Below are 17,913 nucleotides of genomic sequence, written 5' to 3' on the forward strand. Positions count from 1 at the left end.
TAGCATGTATAGTAAGACAAAAAAGTCACCTAAGAATATTTTCAATATCCTTAGATGATCTTGACAAGGATAAATCCTTATCTAAATGACATTGGCATATTGACTTGTTATTTTTTTGAATGTGCCTAAAATTGAAGAACTTTAAAATATAGATAGGCTTTAAAAGAAGTCTATCTTATTTTTTATAAAATATAGTGATTATAAGGTTTGATTATAGTGTATAATCAAAGTAAAGTAATATAGCGTAGATAGGTAGGTGAAATTTATGCCATATAATGTGAAGATTGAGTTAGAAAATTTATTAAAAGAAATAAATCAAGTTTCAGATGTAAATTTTATATATCTATTTGGATCTTATGCATATGGAAATCCTAATGAAGATAGTGATTTAGATATATGTATAGTAACGAATGATAAGAGCAAAAGAAAAATAGAAATTATGAAATTAATAAGAAAATCAATATCTAAAGTGGCAACAATGCCGGTTGATTTGTTAGTTTATTATAGTGATGAGTTTAATGAAAGAGCTAAATTGGAGTGCACTATGGAACATGAAATTTTACTTCAGGGAGTTAAACTTTATGGATAACAAAGGTATAGCTAAAGAATGGTTTGAATTTGCAAAAAGAGCAAGCAAAGGTAATAGGTAAATAATATGCCGACTTATACAATTTTTGCAGGTGTTAATGGTTCAGGAAAAACTTCAATATATAAATCTATATATTACAAAAGTAGCTAGTAAAATGTATTAAGTTTTACTAGCTATATTTATATAAAAAATATTAGCAACAAAGATAAGCTTCCAATCTCTGTAAGGTACCTGCTGCCTTACAAAAACTGGAATAGTTTTTGTTAATATTGAAAGATGGCTAACATTTTTAGAAAAAGATACATCTGAAACTACATTAAAGGAGTTGATGAAATTGGCTTATGTTATAATTAATGTAGTTTTTACGTGTAGCAAAGAAAAATGAGTAGAGGGAAGGGAGAAATATGTATGAGATATGTATCAAAACGTGCTGTTAGCCAAGGCTCCGTGCAAAGACTACATGAAAATACAGAACAAGGTCTTGCTTGGAGCCGAATTTTGACTGATTTAGGCTAAGGTACATTCAAAAAAATAATAGACCAAATATACGACGCATCTTTGGTCTATTATTTTCTTTCAAGTGCCTAAAATGTTTTTGTGTAGACTTTGCTTTCATTATTTACAGACTAAATGTAGATAGGAGCAAGGATTATGAAATACGAAAAGGCACAAAATATATTGCCACAGGATATTATTGAATTAATTCAACAATATGTAGATGGTGGTTATCTGTATATACCTAGGAAAAGTGATAATAAAAAAGCCTGGGGGGAAAACAGTGGTATAAAAAATAGTTTGAATAAAAGGAATAAGGAGATTTTTAATAGATATAGGCAAGGGGTGTCTGTTGAAGAACTTACTGAACAATTTTATCTCACTGAGTATAGTATTAGAAGAATAATTAGAGCAGAAAAACAATTAATATAATTGAAAAGGGTGTTTTTATATCATGTATTTATATGATATAAAAATGCCCTTTTTAATTTGTTAGTGTAAAAACAGACAACTTTAATACAGAATTATTTATGAACTAGATAACGTAGGAGAAATGAAGTTATAATCTTACTGTAGGGTTTCGGTAGTGAACTCTATAGTAAAAGGAGTTTAGAATCAATGATAAAACAAAATTTAAAAATAGAAAATATACCTACAATTTTGTGGGGGGAAAAATCAGATAAATTATTCGTAGTAGTGCATGGTAATATGTCAAATAAGGCAGACGACTTTATTGTTGTATTTGCAGAAGAAGCAACAGCAAGAGGTTATCAAGTGCTTAGTTTCGATTTGCCTGAACATGGTGAACGTAAGGCTGAAAATTATCCATGCAAGGTTCAAAATTGTGTTAAGGATCTTGATACTCTTATGCGTTATGCAAAGTCATTATCAAATAATATAGGTGTTTTTGCTAGCAGTATGGGAGCATATTTTAGTTTACTTGCGTATAGCCATGAGCCCTTGAAACAGTGTTTGTCTCTTTCTCCAATAGTAAACATGGAACATATCATAAATAATATGATGACATGGTTTAATGTAAGTGAGGATAGATTAAAATCAGAAAAGGAAATTTCAATGCCAAATGGACATATACTTTATTGGGATTACTATTGCTATGTGAAAGAACATCCTATTGCCACTTGGGACAAACCAACTTCAATTCTCTATGGTTCAGAAGATAATATGTGTGAATTCGATGTGATATCTGGGTTTGTACAACGTTTTTACTGTAATTTGGAAGTAATGGAGAATGGAGAACACTATTTTCATACTGAAGAACAACTGCAATTTTTCAGACAGTGGCTAAAAAAACATATATGCATAAATGAGCATAATGCGTAGTAAATCTATTGAATAATCTTAATAAATTGTGTTAAATAGCAACAAAAATAGTCAGAAAGCTTCCAATCTCTGTAAGGCGCCTGTTGTCTTACAAAGACTGGAATAGTCTTTATTAATATCAAAGATGGCTAACATTTTTAGAAAAAGATACATCAGAAATTACATTAAAGGGTAGGCTTATTTTAGTCTATCCTTAATTTTTATAAAAAAGTATCAATGAAAATTTGAATTTGGCAATATTATTGAATATATTGTAGATGAGGAAATGAATTGTTATAATGAAATGGTTGCATATTGACTAAATTCCAATTTTTGTAAAGTAACTGTTACCTCACAAAAGTTGGAATAAATTTAGATAATAGAAAGTAGGAGCATAAATGAAAAACATATTTAAAAAGATCTTTGGTGGTAAATCAGAAGGTACTTCAGAAGATGGGACAAATATTTATAGATATAAGGAACCAGTAAGTGATGAGGATAATGTAGTATTTACACCATATGCAGAAGAAATTACAAAACATTTCAATGAAGCTTTTCCAGGAAGGGAATCTTCTACTTTTCATGAGTTAATTTCTGATATTGTACATATTGATATAACAATTATGGAACCAATAGAAAATCAGCCTTTTAAAGTATTATTTACAACTGGTATGAGTAGTATGCCTATGACTCTCCCAGATGAAATATCAGAAGATAAAAGAGATTTATATTATAGGTCAGAATTAATGATGTTTTTACCTGAAGACTGGGATTTAACAGAGCAAAGCATAAAAGATGAGAATAACTATTGGCCTATAAGATTAATGAAACAGATGGCACGTTTTCCTCATGAATATAATACATGGTTTGCATATGGACATACTGTACCAAATTATGAAACATATGATCCATATGCAGAAAATACAGATTTAAATGGTGTTATATTTAATATGTTTAAAGAAGAAATCAGTGTAATAAATACAAATGATGGTAATAGAATTAATATATATTACGTGCTTCCTTTATATAAGGAAGAAATTGAATATAAGTTGCAAAATGGTATGGATGCATTTATGGAGAAACTTGATTCTGTTGATTGGATAATTCTAGATTCCAAAAGAGAAAATACATGTAAATAAAGATATATACGTAATATTAAATAATTGTTTATAAATATTCTAAGATTTATATTAATGAACAAACTTTATTGGAACTTATATAATCTAATGACTATGTTTTAAGTGAATGTTGATATTGTAATATAAAGCTCATGGACAGTGGAATTCACTTTAAGAACTCTAAAACGAATATTAGTCCTATTAATGCATGCTCCCAATCAAAGATTGTGACAAGCAATGAATAGTACAAATATTCATTAAGAGTTCTACAAATCAAATTCCAATGCCAGTTCGCCTTTATATTAAAATATCAACACTATTTTAAAACATAGCCATTCTAATAAATGCTTTTATAATGACAAAATAAGTTATTATAAAAGCATTTTATTTTTTGCAACTTTTTATATGTATTAATTGTCTAATAAATGTAATAATGCATTAAAACAATTGTTAAGTAAGAGTCAAAATTTTATATTTTGTTCCTCGAACTTACTCAGCGAATGCATATGAGTCGAGTTTCCTATATGGATTTCACTGTCCATGAGATTTATATAACAATATCAACACGGTTTTAAAACAAAGCGTATTATTATTTTTAGAACTTGTGGTATCTAGACATGAAAATAAAAATTATTATGGTAAGGAGATAATATGATTAATGATAATACATTAGTATATAGACTTGATGATAAAAGTCTAATGAAAAATAGTTTAATAAAAATGGCCATGAAGGGAGATTCTAAGGCATTTACAACTTTAATAAAGGAAAATAAAATGTACCTTTATAAAATTGCTTATAGTTATGTAAAAAATGAACAGATTGCTTTAGATATATTACAAGAAAGCACTTATAAGGCATTTCTTAATATAAAAAAGCTAAAAAAAGAAAGTGTTTTTAAAACATGGATAACCAAAATAGTAATAAATGAATGTATAAATACAATAAGAAAAAATGACAAAGTTACTTATTTAAATGATGATGCCATTTTTCTTAAAGAAGAATTAATATCTACTGAGGAAAAGCTTGATTTATATGAAGCAATTGATAAATTACGAAATAGCTATAAATCAGTAATAATTCTTAAGTATTTTAATGATCTGCCATTAAAAGATATTTCTTATATTATGGACATACCCGAAAACACTGTTAAAAGTCACTTAAAAAGAGCTAAAAATGATTTGAGTAAAATTTTAAAGGAGGACTTTTTAAATGAATAAGAACTATGAAAATATTACTATACCAGATAATATAGATGATTTTATAGATATGGGCGTACAAAGAGCTATTGATGTAAAAAATATGAAAAGGAAAAAAAGCATCAGAAGAAATTTGGGGATTACTGCAGCTTCTTTAATTGCTATTTTAACTATAGGACTTTCAAATCCAGCAATGGCAGCTAAAATACCTATTGTTGGAAGTGTATTTCAAGCTATTGAAAAAAATATATACTTTCCAAGTAATTATTCAGAATATTCTACATCAGTAAATAAAACAGCGTACTCTAATGGAGTAGGTGTAACTTTGTCTGACATATTATGCGACGGACAATCTTTATATGTAACATATATTGTTGAGAGTGAAAAGCCTTTTAAATATACGTCATGGGGAGATGCACCTTTAACAATGAATCAGCTTATGACAAGGGAAAAATATAATAAAGTAGATTTCTCTGATGAAAAATTAGACAATACAGGAATTGCTGGTCTTGAAGGAAAATTTATTGATGATAACACCTTTGTAGGAATGGAAAAATATAAACTTTCTTCACTTAAAACACCTATTCCAGATCAGTTTACATTCCAAATTAAATATACAGACTTTGAAACTCATTCATTAGATAATCATGAAGAACGTGATGTGAAATCTGGTACATGGGCTTTTAAAATACCTGTAAAAGTAAATAAAGATATTAGAAAAGTTGTGAATTTAGATAATATAGGAAATGATAGTGTAACTTTAAATTCATTATCTATAACACCTTTTGATATGATATTTAGTGTAACTTATAACAAAGATAAGTGGTCTGATTATAAAGTTGCAATTTATGATGAAAATGGAGAAGAACTTCAGTTTTCAGACAGTGGAGTGGACAAGGATAATAAAACTGAAAATATGAGTTTTAAAGCACCTTCTACTGAAAGTAAAAATATAAGAATTGTAATAAATAAACCTATATTAAAAAAAGGAGAAACAATAACAGATTCAAAAGGACAAAGTGAAACTTCATATGAAGAAATTGGGAAAGACTTAATATTTGATGAGATAATAAAAATTAAGGCACATGAAAGAAAATAACAAGTCAAAGAAATAGAAATAACATTTATTAAAGAAGACTAGAAAAATTTCGCTAAGAGTTTCTAACATTTAAAGTTGTACCCATAAAAGATTGCTCCTAATATGCATTAGGACAATCATTTATGGAACAACTTCAAATGAAGAAACTCTAAGCTTATTTTTCAATGCTTCTTCCACAAATGTTATTTCTATTTCTTTTTTGAATATACATCTTATCATTATTTTCCAATTTCATATATTTGTTCTTCTAAAGCTAGGCTTCATCAGCTTTTTAGGATTTAAAAATTCTATACTTTCCTATACATAAATAAATGTATCTACGCTTCATAATCTACTTTAGCCTAACCAAAAAACTTTGAATATATTATTTTTTTAGTTAAAAATTAAATTTTAAATGAGTGTACTATTACATATATTTCTAAAAAAGTTATAAAATTGTTGTTTCATGCAATTAATTGTTATATTTTTAACTTTTATGGCTTAAATATATTGCAATTTATGTTTAAACATGGTATATTTACTCTCGTAAAGTTAGTTGTACATACAACTGAGGAATTTATATATATAATTTAAGCTAAAATAACTAACTTTGAACGAATTACTAGTAATTTATCTAAGATATAACTTTAAAAATTAAAAATCAGAATGATAAAAAATAAACAATCATTCAAAGAAAAATTTTATCCGATAGCTAGCATCCGTAACAATCCTTCTTCTTCAAGTAGGTGATAACGACTGCACGCTCCTGGATAAGTTCAACTAAATTTAGCTGGAGTATAAAACTCCACCTGAAAAGTTTCACTTTATAAACAGAAAGAAGATGAATGTGATAGAAACGAATATAGTAAAAAAAGACAAGTTAACACCTAAAGATTATTTGAATAAAGTTTTAGCTGGAACTGCAACAGGAATTGTTGTTGGGTTAATTCCAAACGCAATTCTAGGTTCAATATTTAAAGGACTAATAGATGTTTCTCCAATATTTGCTATTCTCTACAATGCTGTAAATATTATGCAATTCATAGTGCCAGTTCTTGTAGGTGTATTAGTAGGATTACAATTTAATCTTAATCCTATGCAATCAGTTATTGTTGGAGCAGCAGTATTCTTAGGTTCAGGTGCTTATAAGATCACTGAACATGGAGTACAAATGGTTGGTATAGGTGATCTAATAAACATAATGTTAGTTGCATGTATAGCTGTATATGTTGTTAGATTAATAGGAAATAAATTAGGTTCTTTAACAATATTATTATTACCAATTATTGGAGCTGGTGTGGGTGTTATTGGAATACTTATGCTTCCTTACGTAAGACTAATTACTATAACAATAGGAAATTTAATTAATAATTTTGCAGTTTTACAACCATTATTAATGTGTATTTTAATTAGTATTTCATTTTCAGTCTTAATTATTTCACCAATTTCAACTGTAGCAATAGGTATTGCAATAGGTATAACAGGACTAGGTGCTGGTGCTGCTGCTATTGGAGTTACTGCTTGTACAGCTGTTTTAGTAATTGGATCAAGAAAAGTGAATGAAAGTGGAGTTACTTTATCTGTGTTATTAGGAGCTATGAAAATGATGATGCCAAACTTAGTTGCTCATCCAATAATAGCAGTACCTATTATTGCAAATGGTATCTTAAGTGGAATAGGTGCATATCTGTTTAACATATTAGGAACACCTAATAGTGCTGGATTTGGACTAGTTGGATTAGTTGGTCCTTTAGCAGCTACAAATGGCTCAACAGCAAGTCATTCAATGGCAATGATTGGAGTGGCAATGGCATTCTTTGTGATACCTTTTGTAGGTGCATTTGTTATTGATTGGTTCTGTAGAAAAGTTATACATTTATATGATGAAAATATTTTTAAATATATTTAATGCAAAAGAGGAGAGTGAATTGAAATGAAAATTGCAATTGTTGGAGCAGGAGCTATGGGTTCACGTTATGGATATATGTTACATGAATCTGGAAACGAAGTTTTCTTAATAGATGCGTGGAAAGCTCATGTAGATATTATAAATAATGAAGGATTAACGATTGAAGAAAATGGAAAATGTAAGAAGGTAAAAATACCAGCAATGTTACCAGAAGATGCTAAAGAAGTTCCAGATTTAATAATTTTATTTACTAAATCAATGGGATTAGAATCTATGCTTAAATCTGTAAAGAATGTTTTAGGAAAGCATACAAGAGTATTATGCCTATTAAATGGATTAGGTCATAATGAAACTATTGAAAAATATGTTGATAACAAAAATATACTTATGGGAGTAACTTTATGGACGGCTGGATTGGCAGGTCCTGGACATGTTGTATTAAGTGGAGATGGAAGCTTAGAAGTACAAAATATTGATCCGAATACAGAAGTAGAAGCTAGAGAGATTTGCGACATATTAAGTCAAGCAGGATTAAAAGCTCATTATAGTGCGGATGTTTTATTCTCAATATGGCGTAAGGCTTGTGTAAATGGAACTTTAAATAGTTGTTGCACAATTTTAGATTGTAATATTAGGGAATTTGGAGAATTAAAAGAAGCACCTAAGCTTATTCGTAATATTATAAAAGAATTTTCTGATATTGCTGCTAAATATGGAGTAAAATTAAATGTTGAAGAAGTGGCAAAAGGAATAGAAAAAATATATGATCCAAGCCAAGCTGGAGAACATCATCCATCAATGCATCAAGATTTGATTCAAAATCATCGTCTTACAGAAATTGATTATATAAATGGATATGTATCTAGAAAAGGTAAAGAATTTAATATAAATACACAATGTAATGATTTATTAACAACTATAGTTCATGCAAAAGAACAATTACTTGTTAAATAAATACAGTCCTTTAAAAAGTTGATTATTATTTAAATAGTAATCAACTTTTTTGATATTATTTATAAAATTGGCTTTGTTTTAGAATAGTGTTGATATATTATTAATTTAGTTGTAATTTTTTTAAATTATCCTTAATATATTATTAATTTAGTTGCAAATTTTTCAAATTATCTTTAATATATTATTTATATGGATAAAATTATAAAAAGTTAGAACGGAGGACATAATGCTTGAACAAAATTTTTGTGAGTGTTTATTTTTCACTGCAACTAGATTAAAAAAGATAGCAGCTAAAATAGCTGAAGACGAGTTAAAGCCACTAGGATTATCCCCTACATATGTATATATACTTCTTGGCGTAAAGTTTAAACCTGGAATAACACAAAAGGAATTAAGCGAAGAACTTCATTTAAAGCCATCTACAATAACTAGACTTATAGATAAATTGGTTATAAATGGTTTAGTTGAGAGACAAGCTGAAGGAAAGTTATCTCATATATATTTAACTAAGGATGGAGAAAAAATTCAAGAAGATATACAAAAGTATAGGTTAAAGCTACATAATCGTTATAGAGAAGTATTAGGCTTAGAAGAATATAATTTCTTAACTAATATAACAAATGATTCTGCAAAAATATTAGAATCTAAGTAGATATATATATGTTGCAATAATAAGTCTTCAATAAATCAAGTAGCTGTTTACGGTTTTGTTGTACATTTAAATTTGCAATATATATATTAATTAAAAGAAAACTTTAAGTAAAACCTTAGCACAAGCAACTCAGATAGGGACAATGTATTAACGATATGGGCTATAGTTAAATTGGTTATGATGCGTCTTAAGTAAACTGAATACACAAAAAATAGAGAGCCAAATGTGCTCTCTATTTTTTGTGTATTCTGATTTTCTTCTTATAAATAACGCATAACTCAAATATTTAAACCACTGACTCTTTAAAACTAATAATCTGAATCTCTTTCTCTAAACTTCCCTGTTTTACTAAATAAATCATTAATATGATTAATATATAAAATCATACATAATTATATATATTTATAATTAAAACACAAATTGTAGAAATATATGTATTTATGGAGGAATCTTGAAATCATTGGCGAATTAATTACTATAGATAACATTACAAAATAAAACTTAAACTACTTTTATTTTTTCTGTTCTAAGATATTTTGAAAGGGATGTTAACTTATCATGAAAATTATTCCATTATTATTAGAAAATAAAAATTACATAAAACAGTGTGCAATGCTACTTAAGACTAATTTTAAGGATTTCTCTAATATTGAAATTGCAAAAAAAGCAATACTTAATTCTATAGATGATAATAAAATTAGTATAATTGCAGTCGATGAAGATAATAAGGTATTGGGGTGGATTTGTGGCGTTGAAGAGTACAATGCACATGTTTGGGAAATACAACCTTTAGTCGTACATAAAGAAAATCAAGGAAATGGCATTGGAAAATTGCTTATTTGTAAATTTGAAAAGTTAGTTGCTTTAAGAGGCGGAGTCACAATTATTTTAGGTACACAAGATGAAGATAATAGCACAAGTTTAAGTGGAAAAGATATATATCCAGACATTTTTAAGCAAATAGAAAATATAAAAAATTTAAACCATCATACTTATGAATTCTGTTTAAAACTTGGATATAAAATAGTTGGTGTAATACCAGATTCAAATGGTTTTGGGAAACCAGACATTCTAATGGCTAAAAGAGTAATATGTAATTAATATTTTTTTGTTTACTATAATAATTTCTTTTAGCTTTAATTTGCATAAAAAGAATTTTTTGATGAATGTGCTATGTTTTCCTATAGAAACCAGTATTAGAACCTCTTTTTGATGGCTGTTTGCAGTTTTTAGAATGTTTTTTTGATGTGGTAGTCTGCAAACTTACTACAGAATTATTATTATGGATTCAGTTTTAAAATTGTTATATTATAAGAATCGTTATAATTTAAAGAACTTATCATTAAACAACTCTTATAGGAGAATTTTGCAGTTAGTTTCTTAAGAGTTTTGTAGCAACTTTTTATTCTCTTTAATATATTCTTCTAACTTTCGATAGCCAAATATCATCTTAATGTTATTTCTTTATTTATTCAAATAATATCTAAGTAATTTTTCATAGTGATTTTTGCATGTTGAATAATGCTTTGTTATTTGTGTATAAATTTTATTAAATTCTTTCAATAAGATTGAAAAATTATATACAACTACAAGTGCCCTATTAAAAGTTGCATCTGAAACAATATTAACTCTACTATCATCTTTACTTAGATAAAAAGTATTGTATAATCCATTTACATTTTCCATGCATATTGCATTCTTTTTTGGCTTGTCTAAAGAGAAATACTTTAATTCACATTCACTTTCTATAATTTGAGTTGCTTGGACTTTTGCATTTTCTCCCTCACAAGTTCTTAAACTTCGTTTTAAGTTGTTATTTTCTTTTACTCCTTCAAAATTCTTTACACAAAGTACATACATTACACATATGGCATACTCTTCTTCAACAAAAGTTCCAATCTCAAAATTATTACCTCTCACACATTTGAATATAGTCCATCCAAGTGCACTTTTTTTGCATTTTATATACATTTCTTGTTCAATCATTCCACAATTTATATAAAATATTTCTATACTATTAATTTCTTCAATTACTTTATAATTTTTTTGAAATAATCTTTTAAATTCATTATTCAATTTTAATCAAACCCTCCTTAACCAAATCTGTTATATCATCTAATAATCCAGCATCCATAGTAAATTCTTCTGTAGGTCTATAATAATAATGGTTGGCAATTTCACATTCCTTTTATTCTTGTTTTACTTGCTCCTAAAGGTATTAGGTTTAATTAGCTAGAAAATCCTTTATCAGATATTATGTTAACTACTAAAAAATAATGAACCAGCCTACTTAAATTTCAACTGATTCATTTCATCTTTTCACTGTATTATTAATTTTATGTCATTAATTATTTTGTTCGTTCTATTTACTTTTATTAGCCTAGATAAATAACTATTTTTATGCAGTCAAATAACACTTAATTTTGCAGTTGATTATTTCAATATTTTCCATAATTCATCACCAATTCTTCCTAAAGGTTCATTAGCTTTAACACGTTCATCAAAATCTGCTTTCCATATAAAAAAGTCAGATAATCCACCTCTTGGTGGGTATAAATTGCTATAAATTGACTTTATTTCATTTATAATATTATCAGAATCTGTATAGTTATTCTTTTGACATTCATTTAAAATTTTTACTACGTAATTAACTTCAGAAATATGGTAATTAATATCCTCTTTTCTATTTGCTTCTAATACTAAACTTAATGCACTAAATAAATTTTCTAATTTATCTATAATTAGATTATTTGAACTCATTAATATTCCTCCATTTAGTGAATATACTTCTTCTGGCACTTGGTCTTTAATCAATTGCATTTTTATGTAAAGTTTCTTCTCTGTACCTAGTGCTAATGCTCTACTTGGATATGAAATTCTCTCTGGGGATACAAATGTACCTCCCTCAAATCTATATATATCAATTCTAATTCTGTAAATAATCTAATTTTACCACTATCATCCTTATATTTTATATTTCATCTATTTATAATGTTTCCAATTTTTTCTTTATACTGTTTAATATATTCATAATTAACACTATATACTGACTTTTATCTTCATAATATATTGCTGTGTTTTCACTTACTATATTAATCTTATTTTCATCACTAATATCTGAATTAAGAAATATTGTGATGAATTCAGTAACATATATAAGATAATCCCTCTCCCCCTCATCTAAAATTTCCTCAATTGCATCCTCTACTGATTCAATATCTTGATGAAAATTTCCTCTTAAAAAATTTATGAAGTCATCTCTCATTTCACTTTCTAACATATGTCTTCCTCCATTTATTTAGTTGGATACCCTGTTAACATATAGTATCCACCTTTACCATCTTTTTTTAATATAATCATTCCATTATACATATCTTTTGCTGAACTTTCCCCTCTCTTAACCCCAATACCTATTAAATCTTCTTCTATACCCTTATAATCTAATACTAACTTATTTCCTTTTTTACTATTAGATAACTATTCATTAATTTTAATCTTATTATTTTTATTAGATAATATTTTATAACATACATCTTCAGCTATATTTTTATCAGAAAAAGAAGATGAACCTGATATTTTAGGTTGGTTTTTCAACCTATCCAATAATTCTTGTTCTGTTTTTCCTACATGTTTTTCTAATAGATGACCTCCCATTGATTCATGTACATCTAATCCTCCATTTAAAGTATCTTTTATCTTTTTAGGGTCTGTCGCCCCCTTAATTCTTTCCCCTTTACCAACAACCTTTTCAGTTATGCTCTTAGCCAGTTTTTCAATTCCACTAGAATCCCTAACACCATTCATAGCAAACACAGTTCCTTCAGCTATTTTGCCTGATGTTTCTTCTACTCCCGATGCAAGTCCTGCCTTCACACCTTTATATACTTTTCCTATTAAGCTTCCTGCTCCTACAGCACCTATTGCAAATAATTGTTCTCCTACACTATAGCGTCTTCCTGATACTAAGTCTTTTCCATCAACTATTTCTGCTAACATTTTATATTCACCCAAAACTGGTATAAAATATGCTCCCATAGATATCGTTCTTTCATCATTTGTTTCATAATCAAAGTCTGATGAAGTTATCATTTCATTTATATACTTGTCATAACTATCTATTTTTTTCTTATTTATTTCTGCATCAAATATTAATTTACTCATAAAGTTCGAAGTATTTTCTGCACTCTGTTCTGACAAACTCGCATTATAGACATCTATTTCTACTTTCATATCTTCATATTCTTTATGCATAGCTATTGATATTCTTCCAAATCCAAATAAATCTTCTAAACCGATTTTATCCTTATCAATTACACATCCCTTTTGCCCTTGTTTTACTTGCTCCTAAAGGTATTAGTATTGATTAACTAGGATTTCCTTTATCTATTACTTGAATATGTTAACTACTAAAAATAATGAACCAGCCTACTTAATTTTCAGCTGGTTCATTTCACATTTTTATGCTATTAGATTAAATCTAATTATGACGTGACTTTTATATATTTGCTTGGTATATTGTCAGCTAACCATACTTTATCATTACCTAAATAAAATTTAACTCCTTTATCCCAAGCCTTTTTAGCATCAATTTCAAGAATAACTGGCTTATCATCATGTCTTTTACCAACTTGAAGTGCAGTTTCGATATCATTCGATAAGTGAACATATTGCCTTCCTTTTGGTAATAGACCTTTATTCTCTATTGACTCTAAAAAACGTCTTGCAGTTCCATGAAATAATATTACTGGCGGCTCTGCACTTTCTTTTACTATCTTCATCGGTACAGAATGTCCATATAAAGCTCTAATTTTGCCATCAACTAATTCATGTCTTTTCTTATCAGAGTTCTCAATTATATGCTCTAAATCTCCTATGGTTACACCTTCCCATTTACTATTTTCTTTTAAAGCAGTCAATAATTGTTCTACACTAACCCATCCGTTCTCATCTAGCTCCAATTCATACTCCCAAGGAGCATGTCTAAGAGCATACGATATTTCCTTACTTAATTGTAAATAGTTAATAAGACTCATCTCCTTTTTTATTCTCTATTGAATTCAATCATTTCACTAATGGCAGCCTCTAACCAGCCCCAAAAATCATTATACTCTTTTCTTTGCTCATAACCTTCTGATGCAAAATCATGTATTATTTGGACTTTTTCACCTTTACCTACTTCAAAGCATGCTATATTATCATTGTCATCTCGTCTTGCAAAAGGTATTAGCTTTCTATTCGGATATCTTTCCTTAACTCCTTTTAACCTATTTAATACTCTTTCTTCATCCATTATATACCATAAATCAAAATCTAATAAATTTAATTCTATAGCTTTAATAAATGAATCTGGATATTGAAACCCCTCAATTCCTAGTCTATTTTCTAAAACTTCTACATTCATAATTATTTACCTATCCTTTCCATAGTATCTGCTCCAAATGGATTATTATTTCTAAATGATGCTTTTTGCTTCCCAATTCTTAATTCAATTGCCTCTCCCCATGTCTTGGGAACACCCTTTTTAGTTGTAAATCTATCAATTAGATTTTCTGGTAGAAGCTCGTTAGCATCATGAATAATCGCTTGTGCATCTATTCCTGCCTCTCTTGCTGAAACTACTCTTGTATTATCTATTGTAGTTAGCTTACCATCACTCATTTTAATAACATCAATCGAATCACCGTTCCAACCATTTGCTTTCATGCTACTAATTATTTCATCTGCACCATTAACTGAACTTTGGCTAAATCTGATTTCATTTGCATTTACTAAAACAGGTTGTCTTACACCATTAATTCCTCCCCCTTTACCAACAACCTTTTCAGTTATACTCTTAGCCAGTTTTTCAATTCCACTAGAATCCCTAACACCATTCATAGAAAGCACAGTTGCTTCAGATATTTTACCTGATGTTTCTTCTACTCCCGATGCAAGTCCTGCCTTCACACCTTTATATACTTTTCCTATTAAGCTTCCTGCTCCTACAGCACCTATTGCAAATAATTGTTCTCCTACACTATAGCGTCTCCCTGATACTAAGTCTTTTCCATCAACTATTTCTGCTAACATTTTATATTCACCCAAAACTGGTATAAAATATGCTCCCATAGATATCGTTCTTTCATCATTTGTTTCATAATCAAAGTCTGATGAAGTTATCATTTCATTTATATACTTGTCATAACTATCTATTTTTTTCTTATTTATTTCTGCATCAAATATGAATTTACTAATAAAATTCGAAGTATTTTCTGAACTATGTTCTGACAAACTCGCATTATAGGCATCTATTTCTACTTTCATATCTTCATATTCTTTATGCATAGCTATTGATATTCTTCCAAAGCCAAGTAAATCTTCTAAACCTATTTTATCCTTATCAATTCCACTTGATATCTTAGCTTGCATTGTAAATAAAGATGAAGGTGCTTCGCCTTGTATTCCTACATTGTTTTCTACTCTTATATCTTGCAGCTTTGAATCCCTTAATTTTTGTATTGTTTTAACTTGAGCATTGTAAAATATATCATCTACTTCTCTTTGATATTCTCCTATAAATCCATCATTACTGTTGTAACCCACAGTACTGCTTTGATACATGGTATTCATATTATAATTATAACCACAACTGCTATTTTGTCCAGCACCATTAGTAACTGCTCCGAAAACCTTATATTTGTCCATATATTCTTGAATATGTTCCATATTACTTTTTATTGATGTATAATCTTCATTTCCTAATTCATTATGAGCATTTATCTCTTCAAAAGCATCATTGCCAGTTTCTTCTATATTTCTTAAAATTGGAATCATATAATATAGCATAGAATAAGCATCAGTAGTTTTTTTAGATAAAATACCTGAATCTAAAATATAATTTCTCATTTCATATTCTCCTATACCATATTTGCATTATAACTTTCTGCTTCTTCTTTATCTTGAGCACTCAAATTCTCTAAACAGTAATTTACATAATACTCTGCTTGTCCATAAAAATAGCTTAATGTATTTAAATCTTTAATAAAATTATTTGCCAGAATCTTTTCATCATTCTCTGCTTTTCCTAAATACATCCCTATAAAACTTTCAAAATCTTGCTCATACATTTTAGATGCATTACTTACTAGCTCTGCTGCTTCCCCTATTATATTAGCAATATTTTTTAATTCATTACTTACCTTTATAGTATCAGCCATTTATTCACTCACCCCATATTCAAATATCTTTAAAAGTTCTAATCGTATATCTCTAGGATTTGTTTTCATTAATTCCTTCTTTAAGGTATCATATCTATATGTATAACCTTCCTTATAATAAATGTTGCATATATTGAATTCCTTATTTTTTTCCTTTTGTATACATAAAACTTCTTCACTTTTTTTATTTAATAATTTATTTACAATTAAATCACTAGGTTCTAATATTTCTTTTTCACTATCTGTAGGATCATTACTACATAAAAACATATAATTATTAAATATTGAATATATCATAAGTGATTTTGTTGTTTCTTCAAGGATAAATTGTCCTTTTTTATACTTCTTTAAAAACACTATCGAATCAGTTTCATCTATTGAAATTAGCAAATTATTAACCCATATATATTCTTTTGCATTTTTATATTTCTCTAAATTTCTAATTATTCTAAATGACTTTTCATTTAATTCACCATGACTTTTTAATATATCTTTCATAATTAAAGATTCTTTAGGTGAATCTTCGCATTCTTGGTTATTAATTAAGGTTTCAATTGGGTTTATCCCATAAATATTTGTTCCATCTAATGCACTATTTAAATAATATAATTCGCTTGCACTAAGCATTTTTCTTCCTCCAAACTACTTCCATAGAGATGGCATTTTACCATTCTGCATATATTCACTAGCATTAGTTTCCAATTTAAGCATTGTATCTAAATTATCTTCTGCTACACTTAAAAGAGCCTCATGATATTTCTTAAGTATTAACATTAAACTTATTGCAGAATCTTTACTTTTCCCCGTCCATACATCTGTATCTAAAATTGCTAATGCGGCATTAACCTTATCTAATGACTCTTGCATAGTTTTATTAGCTTTCATAAAATCTCCAATATTATCATGTATACTATTATCTAATTTATATAGCATGCTTTACCTCCTCTAACCATTATGTTTATCATGATGATGTCTACATGCATCTTCATATAATCTTTTATATTTAATATATAGTTCATTAGCCTTAACCTTTTTGTTATTAATAATGCTTATATCATCTCTAATCTTGGAAAATAATCGATTAACTTCTTTACTAAAATCCTCAGATTTATAATTAAAATTATCCATAACTTCTCCCTGTAAATTGTACATTGGTTCATATACAGTAGTAAACTTATTAAAATGCGTTAAGCAATTATCTAAATATCTATCAAGTTCTTCTTTATATGTTTCTAATTTGTTTCTAGCCTTTTCATATTCTCTCATTTTTGTTTTATAATATCCCTTATTACTCATTATTCCTCACTATTCATTTATAATCTATTTTTTATATAATTTTCTTCCTATAGCATATTCTCAAAACGGTCAGTATAACTACCTCTATCTAGAACAAAGGTGGCTGCGC

The 17,913-nt window shown here is 28.0% G+C and carries 21 protein-coding genes and 2 pseudogenes; 12 read left to right on the plus strand and 11 right to left on the minus strand.

Going from position 1 to position 17,913, the window contains the following annotated elements; genetic code table 11:
* The first annotated feature begins 265 nt into the window (after positions 1–265).
* The 12 genes and pseudogenes from BM027_RS14920 to BM027_RS14965 all read left to right on the plus strand — a co-directional run bounded on the left by BM027_RS14920 (position 266) and on the right by BM027_RS14965 (position 10,413).
* Positions 266–589 carry a nucleotidyltransferase domain-containing protein gene (locus tag BM027_RS14920; RefSeq protein WP_090093570.1) on the plus strand — a complete coding sequence of 108 codons (324 nt, stop codon included), beginning with the start codon at positions 266–268 and terminating at the stop codon, positions 587–589.
* 66 nt (positions 590–655) lie between these two features.
* Positions 656–736, plus strand: a pseudogene (locus BM027_RS18595) (ATPase); the annotation flags it as partial.
* 234 nt (positions 737–970) lie between these two features.
* Entirely contained in the window at positions 971–1,105 is a 135-nt protein-coding gene (locus tag BM027_RS18750) for a hypothetical protein (RefSeq protein WP_278320253.1), read from the plus strand.
* 135 nt (positions 1,106–1,240) lie between these two features.
* Positions 1,241–1,516, plus strand: a complete 276-nt coding sequence (locus tag BM027_RS14925) for a CD3324 family protein (RefSeq protein WP_090093572.1) — start codon at positions 1,241–1,243, stop codon at positions 1,514–1,516.
* A 186-nt stretch (positions 1,517–1,702) separates the two neighbouring features.
* Positions 1,703–2,425, plus strand: coding sequence for an alpha/beta hydrolase (locus BM027_RS14930; RefSeq protein WP_090093574.1), 723 nt, complete (start codon positions 1,703–1,705; stop codon positions 2,423–2,425).
* A 377-nt stretch (positions 2,426–2,802) separates the two neighbouring features.
* Entirely contained in the window at positions 2,803–3,543 is a 741-nt protein-coding gene (locus tag BM027_RS14935) for a suppressor of fused domain protein (RefSeq protein ID WP_090093578.1), read from the plus strand.
* Positions 3,544–4,173: 630 nt separating this feature from the next.
* On the plus strand, positions 4,174–4,740 hold the full coding sequence (locus tag BM027_RS14940; protein WP_090093580.1) for a sigma-70 family RNA polymerase sigma factor: 567 nt from the start codon (positions 4,174–4,176) through the stop codon (positions 4,738–4,740).
* Complete coding sequence (locus BM027_RS14945) at positions 4,733–5,818, plus strand: DUF4179 domain-containing protein (RefSeq protein ID WP_090093582.1); 1,086 nt, start codon at positions 4,733–4,735, stop codon at positions 5,816–5,818. Before BM027_RS14940 ends, BM027_RS14945 begins: the two co-directional genes overlap by 8 nt.
* Positions 5,819–6,638: 820 nt before the next feature.
* A complete protein-coding gene (locus BM027_RS14950; RefSeq protein WP_423230339.1) occupies positions 6,639–7,706 on the plus strand; it encodes a PTS sugar transporter subunit IIC in 1,068 nt (355 codons plus the stop codon).
* 24 nt (positions 7,707–7,730) lie between these two features.
* Positions 7,731–8,660, plus strand: a complete 930-nt coding sequence (locus BM027_RS14955; RefSeq protein ID WP_090093589.1) for a 2-dehydropantoate 2-reductase — start codon at positions 7,731–7,733, stop codon at positions 8,658–8,660.
* A gap of 226 nt (positions 8,661–8,886) precedes the next feature.
* The gene (locus BM027_RS14960) at positions 8,887–9,312 is read left to right on the plus strand and encodes a MarR family winged helix-turn-helix transcriptional regulator (protein WP_090093591.1); all 426 of its coding nucleotides are present in this window, start codon (positions 8,887–8,889) and stop codon (positions 9,310–9,312) included.
* A gap of 558 nt (positions 9,313–9,870) precedes the next feature.
* Complete coding sequence (locus BM027_RS14965) at positions 9,871–10,413, plus strand: GNAT family N-acetyltransferase (RefSeq protein ID WP_090093593.1); 543 nt, start codon at positions 9,871–9,873, stop codon at positions 10,411–10,413.
* Between the two features lie 363 nt (positions 10,414–10,776).
* Here the strand turns inward: BM027_RS14965 and BM027_RS14970 are convergent, their stop codons facing one another.
* From BM027_RS14970 to BM027_RS15020, 11 genes and pseudogenes are all read right to left on the minus strand, one after another.
* Positions 10,777–11,388 carry a hypothetical protein gene (locus BM027_RS14970; protein ID WP_090093595.1) on the minus strand — a complete coding sequence of 204 codons (612 nt, stop codon included), beginning with the start codon at positions 11,386–11,388 and terminating at the stop codon, positions 10,777–10,779.
* A gap of 357 nt (positions 11,389–11,745) precedes the next feature.
* The gene (locus BM027_RS14975) at positions 11,746–12,072 is read right to left on the minus strand and encodes a hypothetical protein (RefSeq protein WP_090093598.1); all 327 of its coding nucleotides are present in this window, start codon (positions 12,070–12,072) and stop codon (positions 11,746–11,748) included.
* Between the two features lie 226 nt (positions 12,073–12,298).
* Complete coding sequence (locus tag BM027_RS14980) at positions 12,299–12,592, minus strand: hypothetical protein (RefSeq protein ID WP_090093601.1); 294 nt, start codon at positions 12,590–12,592, stop codon at positions 12,299–12,301.
* A gap of 14 nt (positions 12,593–12,606) precedes the next feature.
* Positions 12,607–13,563 (minus strand): annotated as a pseudogene (locus BM027_RS18600) (RNase A-like domain-containing protein).
* A 230-nt stretch (positions 13,564–13,793) separates the two neighbouring features.
* Positions 13,794–14,345 (minus strand): RNA 2'-phosphotransferase, encoded by a 552-nt coding sequence (locus BM027_RS14990; protein WP_090093606.1) that lies wholly within the window; start codon positions 14,343–14,345, stop codon positions 13,794–13,796.
* Positions 14,346–14,353: 8 nt separating this feature from the next.
* Complete coding sequence (locus BM027_RS14995) at positions 14,354–14,713, minus strand: hypothetical protein (protein ID WP_090093609.1); 360 nt, start codon at positions 14,711–14,713, stop codon at positions 14,354–14,356.
* 2 nt (positions 14,714–14,715) lie between these two features.
* A complete protein-coding gene (locus BM027_RS15000; protein WP_090093611.1) occupies positions 14,716–16,197 on the minus strand; it encodes a pre-toxin TG domain-containing protein in 1,482 nt (493 codons plus the stop codon).
* Positions 16,198–16,208: 11 nt separating this feature from the next.
* Positions 16,209–16,508 carry a hypothetical protein gene (locus BM027_RS15005; protein ID WP_090093613.1) on the minus strand — a complete coding sequence of 100 codons (300 nt, stop codon included), beginning with the start codon at positions 16,506–16,508 and terminating at the stop codon, positions 16,209–16,211.
* Positions 16,509–17,135 carry a DUF5081 family protein gene (locus BM027_RS15010; RefSeq protein ID WP_090093616.1) on the minus strand — a complete coding sequence of 209 codons (627 nt, stop codon included), beginning with the start codon at positions 17,133–17,135 and terminating at the stop codon, positions 16,509–16,511.
* A gap of 15 nt (positions 17,136–17,150) precedes the next feature.
* On the minus strand, positions 17,151–17,441 hold the full coding sequence (locus BM027_RS15015; RefSeq protein WP_090093618.1) for a hypothetical protein: 291 nt from the start codon (positions 17,439–17,441) through the stop codon (positions 17,151–17,153).
* A 12-nt stretch (positions 17,442–17,453) separates the two neighbouring features.
* On the minus strand, positions 17,454–17,804 hold the full coding sequence (locus tag BM027_RS15020) for a hypothetical protein (RefSeq protein WP_090093620.1): 351 nt from the start codon (positions 17,802–17,804) through the stop codon (positions 17,454–17,456).
* Between the last annotated feature and the right edge of the window lie 109 nt (positions 17,805–17,913).

Origin of the sequence: Clostridium uliginosum (assembly GCF_900112485.1) — a bacterium.
GTDB classification, from domain to species: Bacteria; Bacillota; Clostridia; order Clostridiales; family Clostridiaceae; genus Clostridium; species Clostridium uliginosum.